The 17,194-nt window shown below is 51.8% G+C and carries 14 protein-coding genes; 8 read left to right on the plus strand and 6 right to left on the minus strand.

What is annotated here, in order from left to right:
• Positions 1–262 precede the first annotated feature (262 nt).
• The gene (locus OGV80_RS20835; protein ID WP_286515685.1) at positions 263–2,533 is read left to right on the plus strand and encodes a bifunctional diguanylate cyclase/phosphodiesterase; all 2,271 of its coding nucleotides are present in this window, start codon (positions 263–265) and stop codon (positions 2,531–2,533) included.
• Here the strand turns inward: OGV80_RS20835 and ppx are convergent.
• The 4 genes from ppx to purM all read right to left on the minus strand — a co-directional run bounded on the left by ppx (position 2,513) and on the right by purM (position 8,016).
• On the minus strand, positions 2,513–4,054 hold the full coding sequence (gene ppx, locus OGV80_RS20840) for an exopolyphosphatase (RefSeq protein WP_043017173.1): 1,542 nt from the start codon (positions 4,052–4,054) through the stop codon (positions 2,513–2,515). The two genes, OGV80_RS20835 and ppx, sit on opposite strands and share 21 nt — an antisense overlap.
• Positions 4,055–4,058: 4 nt before the next feature.
• Positions 4,059–6,125, minus strand: a complete 2,067-nt coding sequence (ppk1, locus tag OGV80_RS20845; RefSeq protein ID WP_043017172.1) for a polyphosphate kinase 1 — start codon at positions 6,123–6,125, stop codon at positions 4,059–4,061.
• Between the two features lie 215 nt (positions 6,126–6,340).
• Entirely contained in the window at positions 6,341–6,982 is a 642-nt protein-coding gene (gene purN / locus OGV80_RS20850; protein ID WP_075145831.1) for a phosphoribosylglycinamide formyltransferase, read from the minus strand.
• Positions 6,979–8,016, minus strand: coding sequence for a phosphoribosylformylglycinamidine cyclo-ligase (purM, locus tag OGV80_RS20855; protein WP_003838485.1), 1,038 nt, complete (start codon positions 8,014–8,016; stop codon positions 6,979–6,981). Before purM ends, purN begins: the two co-directional genes overlap by 4 nt.
• 295 nt (positions 8,017–8,311) lie before the next feature.
• On the opposite strand from purM, the gene OGV80_RS20860 reads away from it, so the two are divergent.
• The 4 genes from OGV80_RS20860 to OGV80_RS20875 all read left to right on the plus strand — a co-directional run bounded on the left by OGV80_RS20860 (position 8,312) and on the right by OGV80_RS20875 (position 12,734).
• Positions 8,312–9,742 (plus strand): 6-phospho-beta-glucosidase, encoded by a 1,431-nt coding sequence (locus OGV80_RS20860; protein WP_286515687.1) that lies wholly within the window; start codon positions 8,312–8,314, stop codon positions 9,740–9,742.
• Positions 9,743–9,925: 183 nt separating this feature from the next.
• Entirely contained in the window at positions 9,926–10,552 is a 627-nt protein-coding gene (gene upp, locus OGV80_RS20865) for a uracil phosphoribosyltransferase (RefSeq protein WP_003835110.1), read from the plus strand.
• 95 nt (positions 10,553–10,647) lie between these two features.
• Positions 10,648–11,937, plus strand: a complete 1,290-nt coding sequence (gene uraA, locus OGV80_RS20870) for a uracil permease (RefSeq protein WP_016157119.1) — start codon at positions 10,648–10,650, stop codon at positions 11,935–11,937.
• A gap of 95 nt (positions 11,938–12,032) precedes the next feature.
• On the plus strand, positions 12,033–12,734 hold the full coding sequence (locus OGV80_RS20875; protein ID WP_211924219.1) for a DnaA inactivator Hda: 702 nt from the start codon (positions 12,033–12,035) through the stop codon (positions 12,732–12,734).
• A gap of 35 nt (positions 12,735–12,769) precedes the next feature.
• On the opposite strand, the gene arsC is transcribed toward OGV80_RS20875, so the two are convergent.
• Both arsC and bepA read right to left on the minus strand, forming a co-directional pair.
• The gene (gene arsC, locus OGV80_RS20880; RefSeq protein ID WP_040233488.1) at positions 12,770–13,129 is read right to left on the minus strand and encodes an arsenate reductase (glutaredoxin); all 360 of its coding nucleotides are present in this window, start codon (positions 13,127–13,129) and stop codon (positions 12,770–12,772) included.
• 11 nt (positions 13,130–13,140) lie between these two features.
• Positions 13,141–14,604 (minus strand): beta-barrel assembly-enhancing protease, encoded by a 1,464-nt coding sequence (gene bepA, locus OGV80_RS20885; protein ID WP_043017169.1) that lies wholly within the window; start codon positions 14,602–14,604, stop codon positions 13,141–13,143.
• 226 nt (positions 14,605–14,830) lie between these two features.
• On the opposite strand from bepA, the gene OGV80_RS20890 reads away from it, so the two are divergent.
• The 3 genes from OGV80_RS20890 (at position 14,831) to OGV80_RS20900 (ending at position 17,184) form a co-directional block, all read left to right on the plus strand.
• On the plus strand, positions 14,831–15,895 hold the full coding sequence (locus tag OGV80_RS20890) for an AI-2E family transporter (RefSeq protein WP_006683504.1): 1,065 nt from the start codon (positions 14,831–14,833) through the stop codon (positions 15,893–15,895).
• A gap of 166 nt (positions 15,896–16,061) precedes the next feature.
• Positions 16,062–16,721, plus strand: a complete 660-nt coding sequence (locus OGV80_RS20895) for a nucleoside recognition domain-containing protein (RefSeq protein WP_047409568.1) — start codon at positions 16,062–16,064, stop codon at positions 16,719–16,721.
• A 1-nt stretch (position 16,722) separates the two neighbouring features.
• Positions 16,723–17,184, plus strand: coding sequence for a YjiG family protein (locus OGV80_RS20900; protein WP_003037948.1), 462 nt, complete (start codon positions 16,723–16,725; stop codon positions 17,182–17,184).
• Positions 17,185–17,194 lie beyond the last annotated feature (10 nt).

The raw sequence follows: 17,194 nt of genomic DNA on the forward strand, positions 1-17,194 counted from the left end.
TTGCCTCAGTGGTTTTATCCATTTATGTTATGGAAATTAATATTATTATTTGCATGAATAATGAGATAACGATAAAAAACCATGAAAAGAGTAATAATTGATTAATGAGAGACTTTTTTTTTGATGTGTATCAAGCATCCCCCTTTGCTGCCAACTAAAATTGATGAATCATTGTGATGTATTTTACTTTATCGTTTTAACGTCAGGTGGGATGCCTGTCTGAATACCCCCTGCAGGATGTGCGGGATTCTACTGAGCATCTATGAAACTGAATAAAAATTATATTGGTATTAGAGATAAATGGTGGGCGTTACCTCTCATCTTGCCTTCATTACTGTTGCCTGTATTGAGCACTGCCAACACCTATGCCCATATTAGTACCGGGACCGTAATTCTTTTCTATCTGCCTTTAGCGCTGATGATTAGCCTGATGTTGTTTTTTGGTTGGGCTGCATTACCCGGAATTATCATTTCCATTATTTGGTACAAATATCCGCAGGTTGGGCTATTTGAAACACTCTCAATAATTTCGCACTTTATTGTTACCATCGTGCTTAGTTGGGGAGGGTATAAGGTATTTTCTCCCCGACGAAACAATGTTTCCCACGGCGATTCCCACCTGATGTTCCAGCGCATGTTTTGGCAGGTCTTCTGCCCGGCGACGCTGTTTTTGATACTCTTCCAGTTTGCCGCGTTTGTGGGCGTCTATGAGAGCAAATCGGGTATGGTGGGCGTTATGCCCTTTAATACTGGTACGTTGATCAACTATCAGGCCATGCTGGTCGGGAATCTGGTTGGGGTTCCATTGTGCTATTTTATTATTCGTACGATCCGTAACCCTTTGCATGTGAGAGGCTATTTTTCTCAGTTAAAGCAGCAGTTTGATACCAAAGTCACCAAAACTGAGTTTGCTGTCTGGCTGATTATATTGACCGTGCTGATGGCAATGTTGTGCATGCCGTTAAATGAGCAAAGCTCAATATTTAGTACGAATTATACCCTGTCATTGTTGCTGCCCGTGATGCTATGGGGAGCTATGCGTTACGGTTATAGATTTATTTCGTTGATATGGGCGGTCGTACTTATTACCGCGATACATTATTATCAACGCTATATGCCCTGGTATTCGGGCTACGATACCCAGCTTGCCATTACCTCATCAAGTTACCTGGTTTTCTCCTTCATCGTAAATTTCATTGCCGTACTGGCAACGCGTCAACGGTTTGTTACCCGGCGCAACCATCGTCTGGCCTTCTTTGACCCCATGGTGCATATTCCGAATTTGCGCGCGTTGAACCGGGATTTGAAAAAAGCGCCATGGTCAGTGCTCTGCTTTTTGAGTGTTCCGGGCATGGAACTGCTGGTGAAAAATTACGGCATTATGCTGCGTATCCAGTACAAGCAAAAACTCGCCCAGTGGGTAACGCCGTTGCTGGAACAAGATGAGCATGTCTATCAGTTATCGGGTAATGATTTAGTTTTGCGTTTTAACACCGAATCGCATCAGGAGCGCATTGAAGCGCTGGACAGGCATATCAAGCAGTTTCGTTTTATCTGGGATGGCATGCCGTTACAGCCGCAGGTGGGGATCAGTTTTTGCTATGTCCGTTCTCCTGTTAACCACATCTATTTGTTACTGGGAGAGCTAAGCACCATCGCCGAGCTTTCTCTGGCGACCAATGCGCCAGAGAATTTGCAGCGACGGGGCGTGATGCACCTGCAACGTGACCTGAAAGATAAGGTTGCGATGATGAATCGCCTGCAGCAGGCGCTGGAGAACAATCGCTTTTTCCTGATGGCGCAGCCGATTTCTGGCGTACGCGGCGATGTTTATCATGAAATCCTGCTGCGTCTTGAGGGGGACGACGGGGAGACTATCGCCCCTGATAACTTCTTGCCGGTAGCGCATGAGTTTGGTTTGTCCTCCAGCATCGATCTGTGGGTGATTGAAAATACGCTGAAATTTATGGCGCAGAATCGGGAAAAAATGCCCGCCCGTCGATTTGCGATTAACTTATCACCTACGTCGGTATGCCGCGCCCGACTTCCGCATGACATCAACCAGCTACTGACTAAGTACAAAGTCGAGGCGTGGCAGCTGATTTTTGAGGTCACGGAAAGCAATGCCTTAACCAATGCAGAACAGGCGCAGGCAACGTTGCTGCAGTTGCAATCATTGGGATGTCAGATTGCGATTGATGATTTTGGTACTGGTTATGCCAGCTATGCGCGGCTGAAGAATGTGAATGCCGATATTCTGAAAATTGACGGCAGCTTTATTCGCAATATCGTTTCGAACAGCCTCGACTACCAAATTGTGGCGTCCATTTGCCACCTGGCGCGAATGAAAAGAATGCTGGTGGTTGCGGAGTACGTCGAAAGCGAGGAAATACGCAGTGCGGTGATTTCGCTGGGGATTGACTACATGCAGGGGTATCTGATTGGTAAACCGCAACCGCTGCACGAAACGCTGGAAGAAAAGGTGCCAGAAGAACTGGCACCTGCTGAGAGCTTATGCGGCGATATCGGGTGAGCTTTCTTCTTCAATTTTGAGACGCCAGCCGGTTACGGCTTCCCAGTATTGTTGCTCTTTTTCCAGATCGAGCAGCACCAGCGCATTCTGGCTAAACCAGTCATGCGGGAAGCGTAAAGTCCAGTGGTTGTCGTCGGTAATCAGGGTCAGCGTCGGTGGCGTGGTGGTTGCCTGACGCTGATTATTCAGCAGCACGCCCAGGCGTAACAGCTGAATTAACGGTAGAAACTGTTTTTTCTTGAACAGCGTAAAGCGGGGCAAATCATCCAGCTTCACCGCTTTGCGATGATAACGAACTAAGGTTGCCATCATCAGCTGTTGTTCCTGATTAAAGCCCGGCAAATCACTGTTTTGCAGGATATAAGCAGAGTGGCGATGTAAACCGCTGTGGTTGATGTTCAGCCCAACCTCATGCAGCATCGCCGCCCAGCGCAGTAATGCTTCCAGTTGCGGATTGGCCAGTTTTGGCTGCTGCGTATGCCACTGATCGTACATTTGCATCGTCGTTTCCAGTACGCGCCGGGCCTGTTCACTGTCGATGTTGTACTGGTTCGCCAGACTGCTGGCGGTACGGCTGCGAACGTCCTGGTGGCGAAAACGTCCTTCCATCTCGTACAGTACGCCTTCACGTAGCGCGCCATCAGAAAGGCGAAGTTCGCGGATAGCCAGCGCGTCAAAAACGCCGCACAGAATCGCGAGCCCAGGCACAAACACCGCTTTTCGCTCTTCTGACAGCCCTGGCAGGCTGAGGGCTTCGAATGACGCATGTTTCAGTACTTCGGATGTCAGTTTGTCCAAGCGTTCGGGAGTGATGAAACCATCTTTCTCGCCCATCTCCAGCAGCACTTCATGTGCCGCTTTAATCGTACCCGATGCGCCCATCGCAACGTTCCAGCCCTGAATGCGAAACTGCCAGGTTAAGGTTTCGAGCTTTTGCGCTGCCGCCATGCGGGCACGCTGGAAGTTTTCCCGACTGATAACGCCGCCCGGGAAATACATCTGGGCAAAACTGACGCAGCCCATACGACGGCTTTCGACCAGTTTGGGTTCGAAATCTTCGCCGATCACCAGTTCTGTTGAGCCACCGCCAATATCGATAACCAGCTTGCGACCTTTTTCCGGCTGGGTGTGCTCTACACCCATAAAAATCAGTCGGGCTTCTTCATTACCGGAAATAATCTCAATCGGGTAGGGGATGACTTTTTCTGCGCGCTTGAGAAAATCGGTCGCATTCAGCGCCTGACGCAAAGTATGGGTACCCACGATGCATACGCTTGATGGGGGAAAGCCCTGCAGGCGTTCGGCGAACAGCGACAGACAGCTTAATCCGCGCTCCATTGCCTCTTCGCTCAGCTTGTTGTCTTCGCCGAGACCATCAGCCAGATGAACGCGTTGTTTCAGGCGTCCGATAATTTGCATAGCGCCATCAACCACACGGGCAATGACCATATGGAAACTGTTTGAACCAAGGTCGACCGCAGCAAATTCCTGCGGTCGCGGAGTCTTGTCGTGTATTGGCATATCTTTAGTCAGGTTGCTCGAGTGATTTGATGTAGTCGTAAATCGCCAATTGTGACTGAACCTTACGGCGATTTCCGCGCGGTACGTAGCGATTACTGAGTTCTTTATCGATGAAGCGAGCCTTCACCGTGTCGCTGAACAGGATATCGATAATATCCAGCACACGCTGCTTAAGACGCGGGTCCAGCAGCGGCGTGGCGACTTCGATGCGATAGTCGATATTCCTGGTCATCCAGTCTGCGGAGGAGAGATATACCTGCTTGTCGCCGCCGTTTTCGAAGATATAAACCCGGTCGTGTTCAAGGTAGCGGTCAACGATGCTTATCACGCGAATATTATCACTGATGCCTTCCAGATTCGGGATCAGGGAGCACATACCGCGGATCAGCAAATTAACCGGCACGCCCGAGCAGGACGCCGCATACAGGCGGTCAACGAGGCCTTTATCGACCAGATTGTTAAGTTTTAGCGTAATACCGGAAGGCCGCCCTTGCTGTGCGTTGGCGATTTCTTTGTCGATCATCGCGTACAGCAGACGGCGTGAGTTCTGTGGAGAAACCAGCAGATAATCGAACGTCACCGGACGATACGGGTTCTCGATAAAGTTGAACACCCGACGGACTTCGTTGGTAATGCGCGAATCGGCGGTCAGCAAAGAATAGTCAGTATACAGTCGCGCCGTTTTTTCGTTGAAGTTCCCGGTACCGATGTGGGCGTAGCGCACCACCTCGTCACCTTCTTTACGCGAGATAAGGAACAGCTTGGCGTGAATTTTCAGGCCCGGCGCGGAGAAAATGACGTGAACACCCGCTTCGGTCAGACGCTTGGCCCAATGAATGTTGGCTTCTTCATCAAAGCGCGCCTGCAATTCCACCACTACGGTGACTTTTTTACTGTTATGCGCTGCATGGATCATCGCGTCGATGATGCGCGAGTCTTTTGCCACACGGTAGATGTTGATCTTTATCGCCAACACGCTCGGGTCGAAAGAGGCCTGACGCAACAGCTCAAGAACATGTTCAAAGGTGTGATACGGGTAATACAGCAGCACATCGCGCTCGCGGATTGCATCAAATCCGTTGCGAAACTTCTCGTTGTCGAACCAGATATGGCGTAAACGAGGAAGTGGTTTGTTCACCAGGTTAGCTTTGCCAACGTTGGGGAAGTTAATAAAGTCTTTGAAGTTATGGTAGCGCCCGCCGGGAACAATTGAGTCGTAGCGAGAAATCGTCAGTTTTTCACGCAGCACCTCGACCAGCGCATTGGGCATGTCGCGCTGATAGACAAAACGTACAGGCTCTGCGGTCAGACGCTGTTTCAGGCTGGATGACATCAGCTCCATCAGGCTCGATTCCATCTCGTGCACCAAATCGTATTCGGCGTCGCGGGTCATTTTCATCGAATAAGCGTTTAGCGCATCGTAATCAAAGAACCCTTTGAAAATGTCGTCCAGGCAGTAGCGTAAGATGTTGTCCAGCAGGATCATCGGTTTGCGACGCCGCGGGGTTTCCGGCGGCAGATTCACAAAGCGTGGAACCTTGTCGGAAGGGATTTCCAGCAGCGCGTAGCGGATCGAATCACCGCGAATAATTTCTACCGCCAGATAGGTGTAGTCATCTTTCAGGAACTGAACTAAATCCGTCTCGCGGTTAATCAGGATCGGCGTAATATGCTGGCGAAGATATTGCTTAAAGTAATGGCGTAACCAGCTCTGTTGATTAACCGATAGCTGACGTTCGTTGATTAAGAAAATCTGGTTGCGCGCCATCTCCAGCAGCAACTCGTTGTACAGGCCGTCAAATTCCTGATCGGCTTTTAATACGCGGGCCTGGATTTTGCCTAACAGATGGCGGGAGTGAGAGTTGGAACCCTGTTCTTCGCTAATAATGATTCGGCGCTTCAGTTCGGCAAAACGAACCTTGTAAAACTCGTCGAGGTTATTGGAATAGATGCCTAAGAAACGCATCCGTTCGATCAACGGGTTTGACTTATCAGCAGCTTCCTGGAGTACACGTTCATTGAACGCTAACCAACTGAGTTCTTTCTCGATGTATAGCTTTTCCTGACCCATTACCACTTTTACTCCGTTTCATTCACGGGACACTACCGATTTATTATGGCGAGCATTGCTCTCAGATGTCCAACTGTGCCAGAAAAATATGACAATAAACCGTCTGATAGCAAAGAGAAAGGGGGGAGCGTAGATGAATACCGGAGATGTTAACCGGAAAAGGTAATCATGCCTGTAGACCGGATGGTGAGATCCGGCTTACAGGCTGGTTTTTATTATTCGTCGGCGGCGTAGCCTTGTGGCGGCAGACGAACGCCGTCCAGCCATGCTGCGTTATCACGCATCTTCAGGCGACCATCGGTAAACCAGCTTACCACCAGTGGGTAAATGGTATGTTCCTGGGCCTGGACCCGGGCCGTGACATCATCTTCGCTGTCGCCTTCAAATACCGGAACCTTGGCCTGGAGAATAACCGGTCCGCCGTCCAGTTCATCGGTGACAAAATGGACGGAAGTTCCATGCTCTTCATCACCGTTTTCCAGAACCTGACGGTGCGTGTGCAGGCCGGGATATTTCGGCAATAAAGACGGATGGATATTCAGCAATCGCTCAGAATAGTGAGCGACAAACGCCGGGCTGAGAATGCGCATATAACCGGCCAACACGACGACATCGGGCGCATAGGCGTCAATCTCTTGAATCAACTGGCGGTCGAATGCTTCGCGACTGGCAAACTGGGCGGCTTCCAGCGAGTGCGCCGGAATATTCGCTTCGCGTGCGCGCTCAAGGCCGAACGCATCGGCCTTGTTACTGAATACTGCACGTATGGTGCCATTGATTTTTTTCTGTTCGCAGGCGTCTATTATCGCCTGCAAATTGCTTCCGTTGCCGGAAATGAGCACCACAATGTTTTTCATTCAATGACCACACGCTGTTCGGAATCAGAAGCTTTGATGATACCGATTTTCCATGCGTTTTCACCTTTCTCATTGAGCAAAGCAAGGGCTTTGTCCACTTCCGGAGCTGGCAGGGCGATTACCATACCTACGCCGCAGTTAAAGGTGCGATACATCTCATGCTGGCTGACGTTACCCGCCGTTTGCAGCCAGTTGAAAACAGCTGGCCACTGCCATGACGATTCGTCGATCACCGCCTGCGTGTTGTCCGGTAGAACGCGTGGAATATTTTCCCAGAAGCCGCCGCCGGTCAGGTGGGCGATGGCATGCACATCAACCTTCTCAATCAGTTCCAGAATGGATTTTACGTAAATGCGGGTCGGGGCCAGCAAGTGATCGGCCAGCGACTTGCCTTCAAGCTCGGTGGTTTCCGGGTCACAACCGCTGACTTCAACAATTTTACGCACCAGAGAGTAACCGTTGGAGTGCGGGCCGCTGGAGCCGAGCGCAATCAATACGTCGCCGTCAGCCACTTTTGAACCGTCGATAATCTCTGATTTCTCGACGACGCCAACGCAGAAGCCTGCCACGTCGTAATCTTCGCCGTGGTACATCCCCGGCATTTCAGCCGTTTCCCCGCCAACCAGCGCGCAGCCAGACTGCAGACAACCTTCGGCAATACCGTTAATGACGCTGGCTGCGGTATCCACATCCAGTTTGCCGGTCGCATAGTAGTCGAGGAAAAACAGCGGCTCAGCGCCCTGAACGACGAGGTCGTTGACGCACATTGCGACGAGGTCAATACCGATAGTGTCGTGGCGTTTCAGATCCATCGCCAGACGCAGTTTTGTGCCAACGCCATCAGTGCCGGAAACCAGTACTGGTTCACGATATTTTTGCGGCAATGCGCACAGCGCACCGAAGCCACCCAGACCACCCATAACTTCCGGACGACGAGTTTTCTTTACTACGCCTTTGATTCGATCAACCAGAGCATTACCTGCATCAATATCAACACCGGCATCTTTGTAGCTAAGAGAGGTTTTATCGGTCACTGCCTGCTTCCCCACATGTTTACTTGCAGTAAAAGTTAAATTCGGCGCAATTCTAACAGGGAAAGCAAACGTTTGCGAGCCTGCTCTGCATCAAGTTTTATCTGCTGATTTTTTCAGCATTTTACAATCATTTATCTATTTGTTTGAACTGCGCCACGAAAATGAAACCGGCTACAGTCTTGTGCTTGAAACCTGCCAGCCGAATGCACAGTATCGTACTGAAACCGGTTTCTGTTTTCTGTTGCGGACCTCATCTACAGCGTTTTGCGCAGAGTCATCACGATAGGGGAAGGGTATGTCAGGATTTAAAGCAGATTTCATGTGGGGTGGTGCCGTAGCCGCTCATCAACTGGAAGGTGGCTGGCAGGCGGGTGGAAAAGGCGTCAGCGTTGCCGATGTCATGACGGCGGGGGCGCACGGCGTGGCGCGAGAAATCACCGACGGTGTGATCGCCGGTAAAAACTACCCTAACCATGACGCCATCGATTTTTATCATCGCTATAAAGACGACATTAAGCTGTTTGCCGAAATGGGATTTAAATGTTTTCGCACCTCTATCGCCTGGACGCGTATTTTCCCCTTAGGCGACGAAGCGCAACCCAATGAAGCTGGCCTGCAGTTCTATGATGACCTGTTTGACGAATGCCTGAAATATGGCATTGAGCCGGTGATTACGTTGTCGCATTTCGAGATGCCTTACCATCTGGTGACGGAATATGGCGGCTGGCGCAACCGTAAGCTTATCGATTTCTTTGTCCGTTTTGCCAGGGTGGTTTTCACTCGTTACCAGCACAAAGTAAAGTACTGGATGACGTTTAATGAGATTAACAACCAGGCAAATTATCATGAAGATTTCGCGCCCTTTACTAACTCTGGTCTGAAATACCAGCCCGGTGAAGACCGCGAGCCGGTCATGTACCAGGCGGCGCACTATGAACTGGTGGCAAGCGCGTTGGCGGTAAAGGTCGCACGTGAGATTAACCCGGAATTGCAGATAGGGTGCATGATCGCCATGTGTCCTATCTATCCGCTGACCTGCGCGCCGGACGATATGATGATGGCGATGAGCGCCATGCACCGCCGTTACTGGTTTACCGACGTCCATGTGCGCGGCAAATACCCGCAGCATCTTCTCAACTACTTTGCCCGACGCGGTTTTGAGCTGGATATCACCGAGGAAGACCGTCAGGCGTTGACTGAGGGCTGCGTGGATTACATCGGCTTTAGCTACTATATGTCCTTCGCGACGCAGGCAACGGCGGACAACCCTGAGCTGGATTACGACGAGTCGAAAAGCCTGGTTTCCAACCCGTACGAACAGAAATCGGACTGGGGCTGGCAGATTGATCCCGTCGGTCTGCGCTATTCGCTGAACTGGTTCTGGGATCATTATCAGTTGCCGCTATTTATTGTGGAGAATGGATTTGGCGCCATCGACGTGCGTGAGAACGATGGTGCGGTGAATGACCAGTACCGTATCGACTACCTTGCCGCTCACATACGTGAGATGAAAAAAGCGGTGGTGGAAGATGGCGTGGATTTGATGGGATATACCCCGTGGGGCTGTATTGATTTAGTCTCGGCCGGGACGGGGGAAATGAAAAAACGCTACGGGTTTATCTACGTTGATAAAAATAATGACGGTAGCGGGACATTAACTCGCTCTCCGAAAAAATCTTTTTCATGGTATCAAAACGTCATCCAGACCAATGCTGAATACCTTTAAAATTCATAGCATTGATAACAAGCCCCGCCATGAGTGCGGGGCTTGTTTTATACTCATCATCCAGACGTAAATGACTTTGGTTGATCCATATCAAGCGCATGCAGTGTTGCGACAGAGACTAAAAGCGGTATAATCCGGCGATTTTTTTTGTGGTTGCCACTCGTCTGAGGAAAGGAGAAGAGTATGAAGATCGTGGAAGTCAAACACCCACTCGTCAAACACAAGCTGGGACTGATGCGTGAAAACGACATCAGCACTAAACGCTTTCGTGAACTCGCCTCGGAAGTTGGCAGCCTGCTGACTTATGAAGCAACCGCTGGTCTGGAAACCGAAAAGGTGACCATTGAAGGCTGGAATGGCCCGGTTGAAGTTGACCAAATTAAAGGTAAGAAAATCACCGTTGTGCCAATCCTGCGCGCAGGCCTGGGCATGATGGAAGGCGTTCTGGAAAACGTTCCAAGCGCGCGTATCAGCGTGGTCGGTATGTACCGCAATGAAGAGACGCTGGAGCCGGTTCCGTATTTCCAGAAGCTGGTTTCTAACATCGATGAGCGTATGGCGCTGATCGTTGACCCGATGCTGGCGACTGGCGGTTCCGTTATCGCTACCATCGACCTGCTGAAAAACGCAGGCTGCACCAGCATTAAGGTGCTGGTCCTGGTTGCGGCACCAGAAGGTATCGCGGCACTGGAAAAAGCGCACCCGGATGTTGAGCTGTACACAGCCTCCATCGATCAGGGACTGAACGAGCACGGATACATTATTCCGGGGCTTGGTGATGCCGGCGATAAGATTTTTGGTACCAAGTAAACGAATAAGTGAAAAGAAGCCGACTTTAAGAGTCGGCTTTTTTTTGAATATAACAACCCAATGCGAATAACAAACAACACTCAGAGGAAAACACTATGACGCGCCGTGCTATCGGGGTGAGTGAAAGACCGCCGCTTTTACAGACAATCCCGCTTAGTTTGCAGCACCTGTTCGCCATGTTTGGCGCAACGGTACTGGTGCCAGTCCTGTTCCACATCAACCCGGCTACCGTTTTGCTGTTTAATGGCATTGGTACGTTGCTGTATCTCTTTATTTGTAAAGGAAAAATCCCAGCCTATCTGGGGTCCAGCTTTGCATTTATTTCTCCGGTACTGCTGCTGCTGCCGTTAGGATATGAAGTGGCACTGGGTGGTTTCATTATGTGCGGCGTCCTGTTCTGCCTGGTTTCTTTCATCGTTAAGAAAGCAGGTACCGGCTGGCTGGATGTGATGTTCCCGCCTGCGGCGATGGGCGCAATCGTTGCCGTTATCGGTCTGGAGCTGGCAGGCGTCGCTGCGGGCATGGCGGGGTTACTGCCTGCTGAGGGGCAATTACCGGATTCAAAAACCATCATCATCTCGATGGTGACGCTGGCGGTTACGGTATTTGGCTCCGTACTGTTCCGCGGTTTTATGGCGATTATCCCGATTCTGATTGGGGTGCTGGCCGGTTATGCGCTCTCTTTCGTGATGGGCGTCGTGGACACTACGCCGATTGCGCAGGCCCACTGGTTCGCGCTGCCAACGTTCTATACGCCGCGCTTTGAATGGGTTGCCATTCTGACCATCCTGCCAGCAGCGCTGGTGGTCATCGCTGAACACGTCGGGCACCTGGTGGTAACGGCGAATATCGTGAAAAAAGATTTGATTCGCGACCCAGGCCTGCATCGTTCTATGTTTGCTAACGGTCTGTCTACGGTTATCTCCGGTTTCTTCGGCTCAACGCCGAACACCACGTACGGCGAAAATATTGGCGTAATGGCGATTACCCGCGTTTACAGTACCTGGGTTATCGGCGGCGCGGCGATTTTTGCCATTCTGCTCTCCTGCGTGGGTAAACTGGCGGCGGCGATCCAAATCATCCCACTGCCTGTAATGGGGGGCGTATCACTGCTGCTGTACGGCGTGATTGGCGCTTCCGGTATTCGCGTATTGATCGAGTCGAAAGTTGACTACAACAAAGCGCAAAACCTGATCCTGACCTCGGTTATTTTGATCATCGGCGTAAGTGGCGCGAAAGTTCACATTGGTGCCGCAGAGCTGAAAGGCATGGCGCTGGCGACCATTGTTGGCGTCTGCCTGAGCCTGATTTTCAAAGTTATCAGCCTGCTGCGCCCGGAAGAAGTCGTGCTTGACGCAGAAGATGCCGACAGTCCGCAACAGTAAATCTCTGACCGGGCGGCGGTGCTGCCCGGTTCTATCACGACGTATTTCTGTGTTAAACTCAACGCGATTTTATGAAATCCTGGGTTGAGGTATCTCTGAACACACCGGCACAGCTCTCTTTGCCACTTTATCTTCCTGACGACGAAACTTTTGCAAGTTTCTGGCCGGGGGATAACTCCTCTTTACTGGCTGCACTGCAAAACGTGCTGCGTCAGGAACATAGCGGGTATATTTACCTCTGGTCGCGCGAAGGCGCTGGCCGTAGTCATTTGCTGCATGCAGCCTGTGCGGAACTGTCCGCGCGCGGCGATGCAGTAGGTTACGTGCCGCTCGATAAACGCACCTGGTTTGTCCCTGAAGTGCTCGACGGGATGGAGCATTTATCGCTGGTATGCATCGATAACATCGAATGTGTGGCCGGGGATTCGCTGTGGGAAATGGCGATCTTTGATCTCTACAACCGCATCCTGGAGTCGGGGAAAACGCGCCTGCTGATCACCGGCGATCGCCCGCCAAGACAGCTGAATCTGGGGTTGCCGGATCTCGCCTCGCGCCTGGACTGGGGACAAATCTACAAGCTGCAGCCGCTTTCCGATGAAGATAAGCTGCAGGCGTTGCAATTACGCGCCAGACTTCGTGGATTTGAACTGCCAGAAGATGTGGGACGCTTTCTGCTTAAGCGTCTGGATCGGGAAATGCGTACGCTGTTTATGACGTTGGATCAGTTAGATCACGCATCGATCACCGCCCAGCGCAAACTCACCATTCCGTTCGTAAAAGAGATACTGAAGCTGTAAGCGCCGCAGCCGAAAAGACTGCGGCAGGTTGCAGGTTAACCGATGATTTCCAGTACCTGCTCCGGCGGACGACCAATCCGCGCCTGGCCTTTGGCGACCACAATTGGGCGCTCCATCAGTTTCGGGTTTTCCACCATTGCCTGAATCAGCGCATCTTCACTCAGATTTTTGTCCGCCAGGTTAAGCGATTTATAGAGATCCTCTTTCTGGCGCATCAGTTCACGTGCGCTGGACATGCCGAGCATCTGCAGCAGTTCACGCAGGGTTGCGGCATCAGCCGGCGTTTCCAGATACAACACCACCTCCGGGTCCACGCCGTTGGACTTCAGTAATTCCAGCGTTTCGCGGCTCTTGGAGCAGCGTGGGTTATGGTAGATTTTGATCGCGTCTGACATTTTTCTTCCTGTTACATTTTCGTGTACGGTTTAAAGCGCTCTTGCAACTGGCGTAGCTGGTCAATACGGGCATCGTATCTGGCCTGCTGCTGGCTACCCAGTTTCACCTGAGAGCTTGCGCTGCTGAGCATCGAAATCGCCTGATCCAGACGCCCTGCAAGGGCATACCCTTCGGCGCGCGCCGCCAGTTCCTGATCGCGGTTGTTCAGGTTGGCTTCCGTTTGCGCTAACAGATCCCAGCCGTTGGGATCGTCCTTATGGTTAAACGTATAGCGATTCAGGATGGTTGCCGCCTCTTTGGCTTGTCCTCCCTGTAAATACGCATTCGCCAGGTTGAGCTGCAGTACCGGGTTAGTGCGCAGGTCGCGGGCGTTTTTCAACCGATTAATAGCGTCGCTGGTTTTCTTCTGACCGAGATCGATATCCGTAGCCAGGTCGAGATACCAGGCATTGTTAGGATCTGCCGCCAGCAGCGGTTGCAGCGCTTTACGCGCCTCATCGTATTTACTGGCTTCCATCGCCTGCAATGCCCGACCATACTGCGCCGCACGTTGCTCACGCACGTTGCCTTTCGACCAGTTACTCAGCAGGTCGTCGGTCAGTTGGTTGCGACCAGAATTGTACATGCCCAGGGTTCGCGCCTTAGCCAGATAAAAATCTTCTGATGACTGGACGACCACCGGGCGCATTTGGTTGGCGCGGTTACGGGCATCCGACAGACGGCTCTCAGGCAGGGGGTGAGTCAGCAAAATTTCTGGTGGACGCGAAGAGTAACGGGCCTGATCGAGCAGTTTTTCCAGAAACGTCGGCATGGCCTGGGGATCGAATCCCGAGCGTTGCAGCACCTGAATACCGATGCGGTCGGCTTCCTGTTCGTTTTGCTGCGTAAAGCTAATCATCCCCTGACGTGTACCTGCCAGCGTACCGGTCAGCGCCGCCATACCCGCCTGCGGACTGGCCATCGCCAATAAAATTGAACCTAACGCACCAACCCACGTTAGCGGCGCGCTGCGTTTCTGATCTTCCATAGCACGCGCCAGGTGACGCTGCGTAACGTGGGAAATTTCGTGCGCCATAACCGATGCCAGCTGGCTTTCGTTATCGGAATAGCGGAATAACGCGGAGTGCAGGACAACGTTGCCGCCAAAGAAAGCAAAGGCGTTGATTTCATCGTTGTTAATCAAAAAGAAGGTGAAGGGCGTTTTTACCGAGTCGGCGTGCGAGACCAGACGCATCCCCAGCGCATTAATGTATTGGGTGAGCAACGGATCGTTAATTAATGGCGCACTGCCGCGCAGCTGGCGTACGTAATAATCGCCCATCTGCATTTCCTGTCCTATGGAAAGCGTGCTCCCTGCCGAGGTTCCCATATCAGGCAGGGTGTCCGCAGTATCAGCAAATGCGGGCGCGACCTGACCGATGGTCAGTGCGGCAATGAGGGTAGCAACCAGGTTTTTTTTCAACTGCCTGAACATAACCTCTGTCCTGTATTCTTTTTTGAGATAGCCATTTGACCAATGCCGTGAAGTATCGTTCACACTCCGCAAGCTTAGGGAGTGTAACTGCGAAACCTGACGATGAACACCCAGGAAAAATGTCTTTTCACTTTGCGTAATCAGCCATAAAAAGCGAAGTCTTTTTTGTGACATTTCGATACAATTCGGGATCGCAATCCCGCTATTGGGTTCATGGAAGGGTTTTATGCTCGAAATGTTGATGCAATGGTATCGCCGCCGCTTTAGCGACCCCGAAGCCATCGCCTTGCTGATTATTCTGGTTGCTGGTTTTGGCATCCTGTTCTTCTTTAGCGGTCTTCTGGCGCCGCTGTTGGTCGCCATTGTGCTGGCTTACCTGCTTGAATGGCCGACCGTACGGCTGGAACATATAGGTTGTTCACGGCGTTGGGCAACATCGATCGTGCTGGTGGTGTTTGTCGGTATTTTGCTGCTGATGGCGTTTGTGGTGATGCCCGTTGCATGGCAGCAGGGGATCTACCTGATCCGCGATATGCCCGGCATGCTCAATAAATTGTCTGATTTTGCCGCCACCTTGCCACGACGTTATCCGGCGCTGATGGATGCGGGCATTATTGATGCGATGGCGGAGAATATGCGCTCGCGAATGCTCACCATGGGTGATTCGGTGGTGAAATATTCGCTGGCCTCACTGGTCGGTTTGCTGACGCTGGCGGTTTACCTGGTTCTCGTCCCATTGATGGTGTTCTTTCTGATCAAAGATAAAGGACAGATGCTGAACGCCGTGCGCCGGGTGCTGCCGCGTAATCGCGGGCTGGCGGGGCAGGTATGGAAAGAGATGAATCAGCAAATCACCAACTATATTCGCGGAAAGGTGCTGGAGATGGTGGTGGTCGGCGTGGCGACCTGGCTCGGTTTTCTGCTGTTTGGTCTCAACTATTCGCTGCTACTGGCAGTGCTGGTAGGGTTCTCTGTGCTGATCCCGTATATCGGCGCTTTTGTCGTGACGATTCCGGTAGTCGGTGTGGCGCTGTTCCAGTTTGGCCTTGGCACCGAGTTCTGGAGCTGTTTTGCCGTGTACCTGATTATCCAGGCGTTAGACGGGAATCTGTTGGTGCCGGTGCTGTTCTCCGAGGCGGTAAATCTGCATCCGCTGGTGATTATTCTGTCGGTGGTGATCTTCGGCGGCCTGTGGGGATTCTGGGGCGTATTCTTTGCGATTCCTCTGGCAACGTTAATCAAAGCGGTAATGCATGCCTGGCCGGATGGTCAGGCCGTTGATGAACCCTAATCCGCATGCTCTGGCGATGCAATGTCGCCGGAGCTGAACTTGTCGGACCTCTATCCACACTTTCTGAATATTCTCCTCGGCTGTCGTTTTTCTCCGCATTTGTCTTTAACTTGACCTGCGTGATGTCTTTTAGTCACACAAGGAATAAGGCCAACTGGAGAACAAAATGGGTCACAACACACACACGCAGCAAAAGGTGGGATGGGGCGGTTATCTCGCTTTTTTTATTACGATTATTCTTTTTTCCGGCATGTTTGCGAAAAGTACCGAATGGTGGCGGGTCTTTGACTTCACCGTCCTCAACGGCGCATTTGGGCAGATTAATGCGGCGGGCGACACGGCAGTCTCTTTTCGCGGCGCGGGCGGTATGGGCGCCAAAGATGGCTTCTTATTCGCGCTTGAGCTGGCGCCTTCCGTCATTCTTTCGCTCGGGATAATTTCCGTCACTGAAGGGCTGGGAGGTTTACGTGCGGCGCAACAGCTGATGACGCCTGTCTTGCGCCCGTTACTCGGTATTCCAGGGATTTGTTCGCTGGCGTTGATTGCGAATTTGCAAAATACCGATGCCGCGGCCGGGATGACCAAAGAAATGGCGGAAGAGGGCATTATCACTGAACAGGAACGTGCCATTTTTGCCTGCTGGCAAACCAGCGGCAGCGCGTGTATTACCAACTATTTTTCCTCTGGCGCTGCGCTGTTTACGGTGGTTACCGTTCCGGTAATTACGCCGCTTGCGGTGATCCTTGTCTTCAAATTTGTGGGTGCGAACCTGCTGCGTTTGTGGATTGCGCAGCTGGAAAATCGCCGTATGCAGCAGGAGGCGTGAGATGACAACGCAGGTACGTAAAAATGTCATGGATATGTTTATCGATGGCGCACGGCGCGGATTTACTATTGCAACGACCAGCCTGTTGCCTAACGTGGTGATGGCGTTTGTAATTATTCAGGCGCTGAAGGTGACGGGGCTGCTCGAGATTGTCGGGCGGGTATGTGAGCCGGTTATGGCGCTGTGGGGCTTGCCGGGGGAATCTGCCACCGTGCTGCTGGCGGCGGTGATGAGTATGGGAGGCGGCGTCGGCGTTTGCGCCAGCCTGGTTGTCGCCGGTACGCTTTCGGGACATGATGCCACGGTATTGTTACCGGCTATCTACCTGATGGGCAATCCGGTGCAAAATGTGGGACGCTGTCTGGGGACCGCGGGGGTTCATCCCCGTTACTACCCGCTGATTATTGCGGTATGCGTAATTAATGCGCTGCTCTCTATTTGGGTTATGCAGGTTATTGCCTGACAAGGAAGGT

The sequence above is a fragment of the Citrobacter sp. Ce119 genome, assembly GCF_030334525.1.
Taxonomy (GTDB): domain Bacteria; phylum Pseudomonadota; class Gammaproteobacteria; order Enterobacterales; family Enterobacteriaceae; genus Citrobacter; species Citrobacter europaeus.

What these genes read in the sequence shown, in the direction of transcription:
- OGV80_RS20835 (WP_286515685.1), top strand. Translation starts at nt 263, where the DNA reads ATGAAACTGAATAAAAATTATATTGGTATTAGAGATAAATGGTGGGCG.
- ppx (WP_043017173.1), bottom strand. Translation starts at nt 4,054, where the DNA reads ATGCCAATACACGACAAGACTCCGCGACCGCAGGAATTTGCTGCGGTC.
- ppk1 (WP_043017172.1), bottom strand. Translation starts at nt 6,125, where the DNA reads ATGGGTCAGGAAAAGCTATACATCGAGAAAGAACTCAGTTGGTTAGCG.
- purN (WP_075145831.1), bottom strand. Translation starts at nt 6,982, where the DNA reads ATGAAAAACATTGTGGTGCTCATTTCCGGCAACGGAAGCAATTTGCAG.
- OGV80_RS20860 (WP_286515687.1), top strand. Translation starts at nt 8,312, where the DNA reads ATGTCAGGATTTAAAGCAGATTTCATGTGGGGTGGTGCCGTAGCCGCT.
- upp (WP_003835110.1), top strand. Translation starts at nt 9,926, where the DNA reads ATGAAGATCGTGGAAGTCAAACACCCACTCGTCAAACACAAGCTGGGA.
- uraA (WP_016157119.1), top strand. Translation starts at nt 10,648, where the DNA reads ATGACGCGCCGTGCTATCGGGGTGAGTGAAAGACCGCCGCTTTTACAG.
- arsC (WP_040233488.1), bottom strand. Translation starts at nt 13,129, where the DNA reads ATGTCAGACGCGATCAAAATCTACCATAACCCACGCTGCTCCAAGAGC.
- bepA (WP_043017169.1), bottom strand. Translation starts at nt 14,604, where the DNA reads ATGTTCAGGCAGTTGAAAAAAAACCTGGTTGCTACCCTCATTGCCGCA.
- OGV80_RS20890 (WP_006683504.1), top strand. Translation starts at nt 14,831, where the DNA reads ATGCTCGAAATGTTGATGCAATGGTATCGCCGCCGCTTTAGCGACCCC.
- OGV80_RS20895 (WP_047409568.1), top strand. Translation starts at nt 16,062, where the DNA reads ATGGGTCACAACACACACACGCAGCAAAAGGTGGGATGGGGCGGTTAT.
- OGV80_RS20900 (WP_003037948.1), top strand. Translation starts at nt 16,723, where the DNA reads ATGACAACGCAGGTACGTAAAAATGTCATGGATATGTTTATCGATGGC.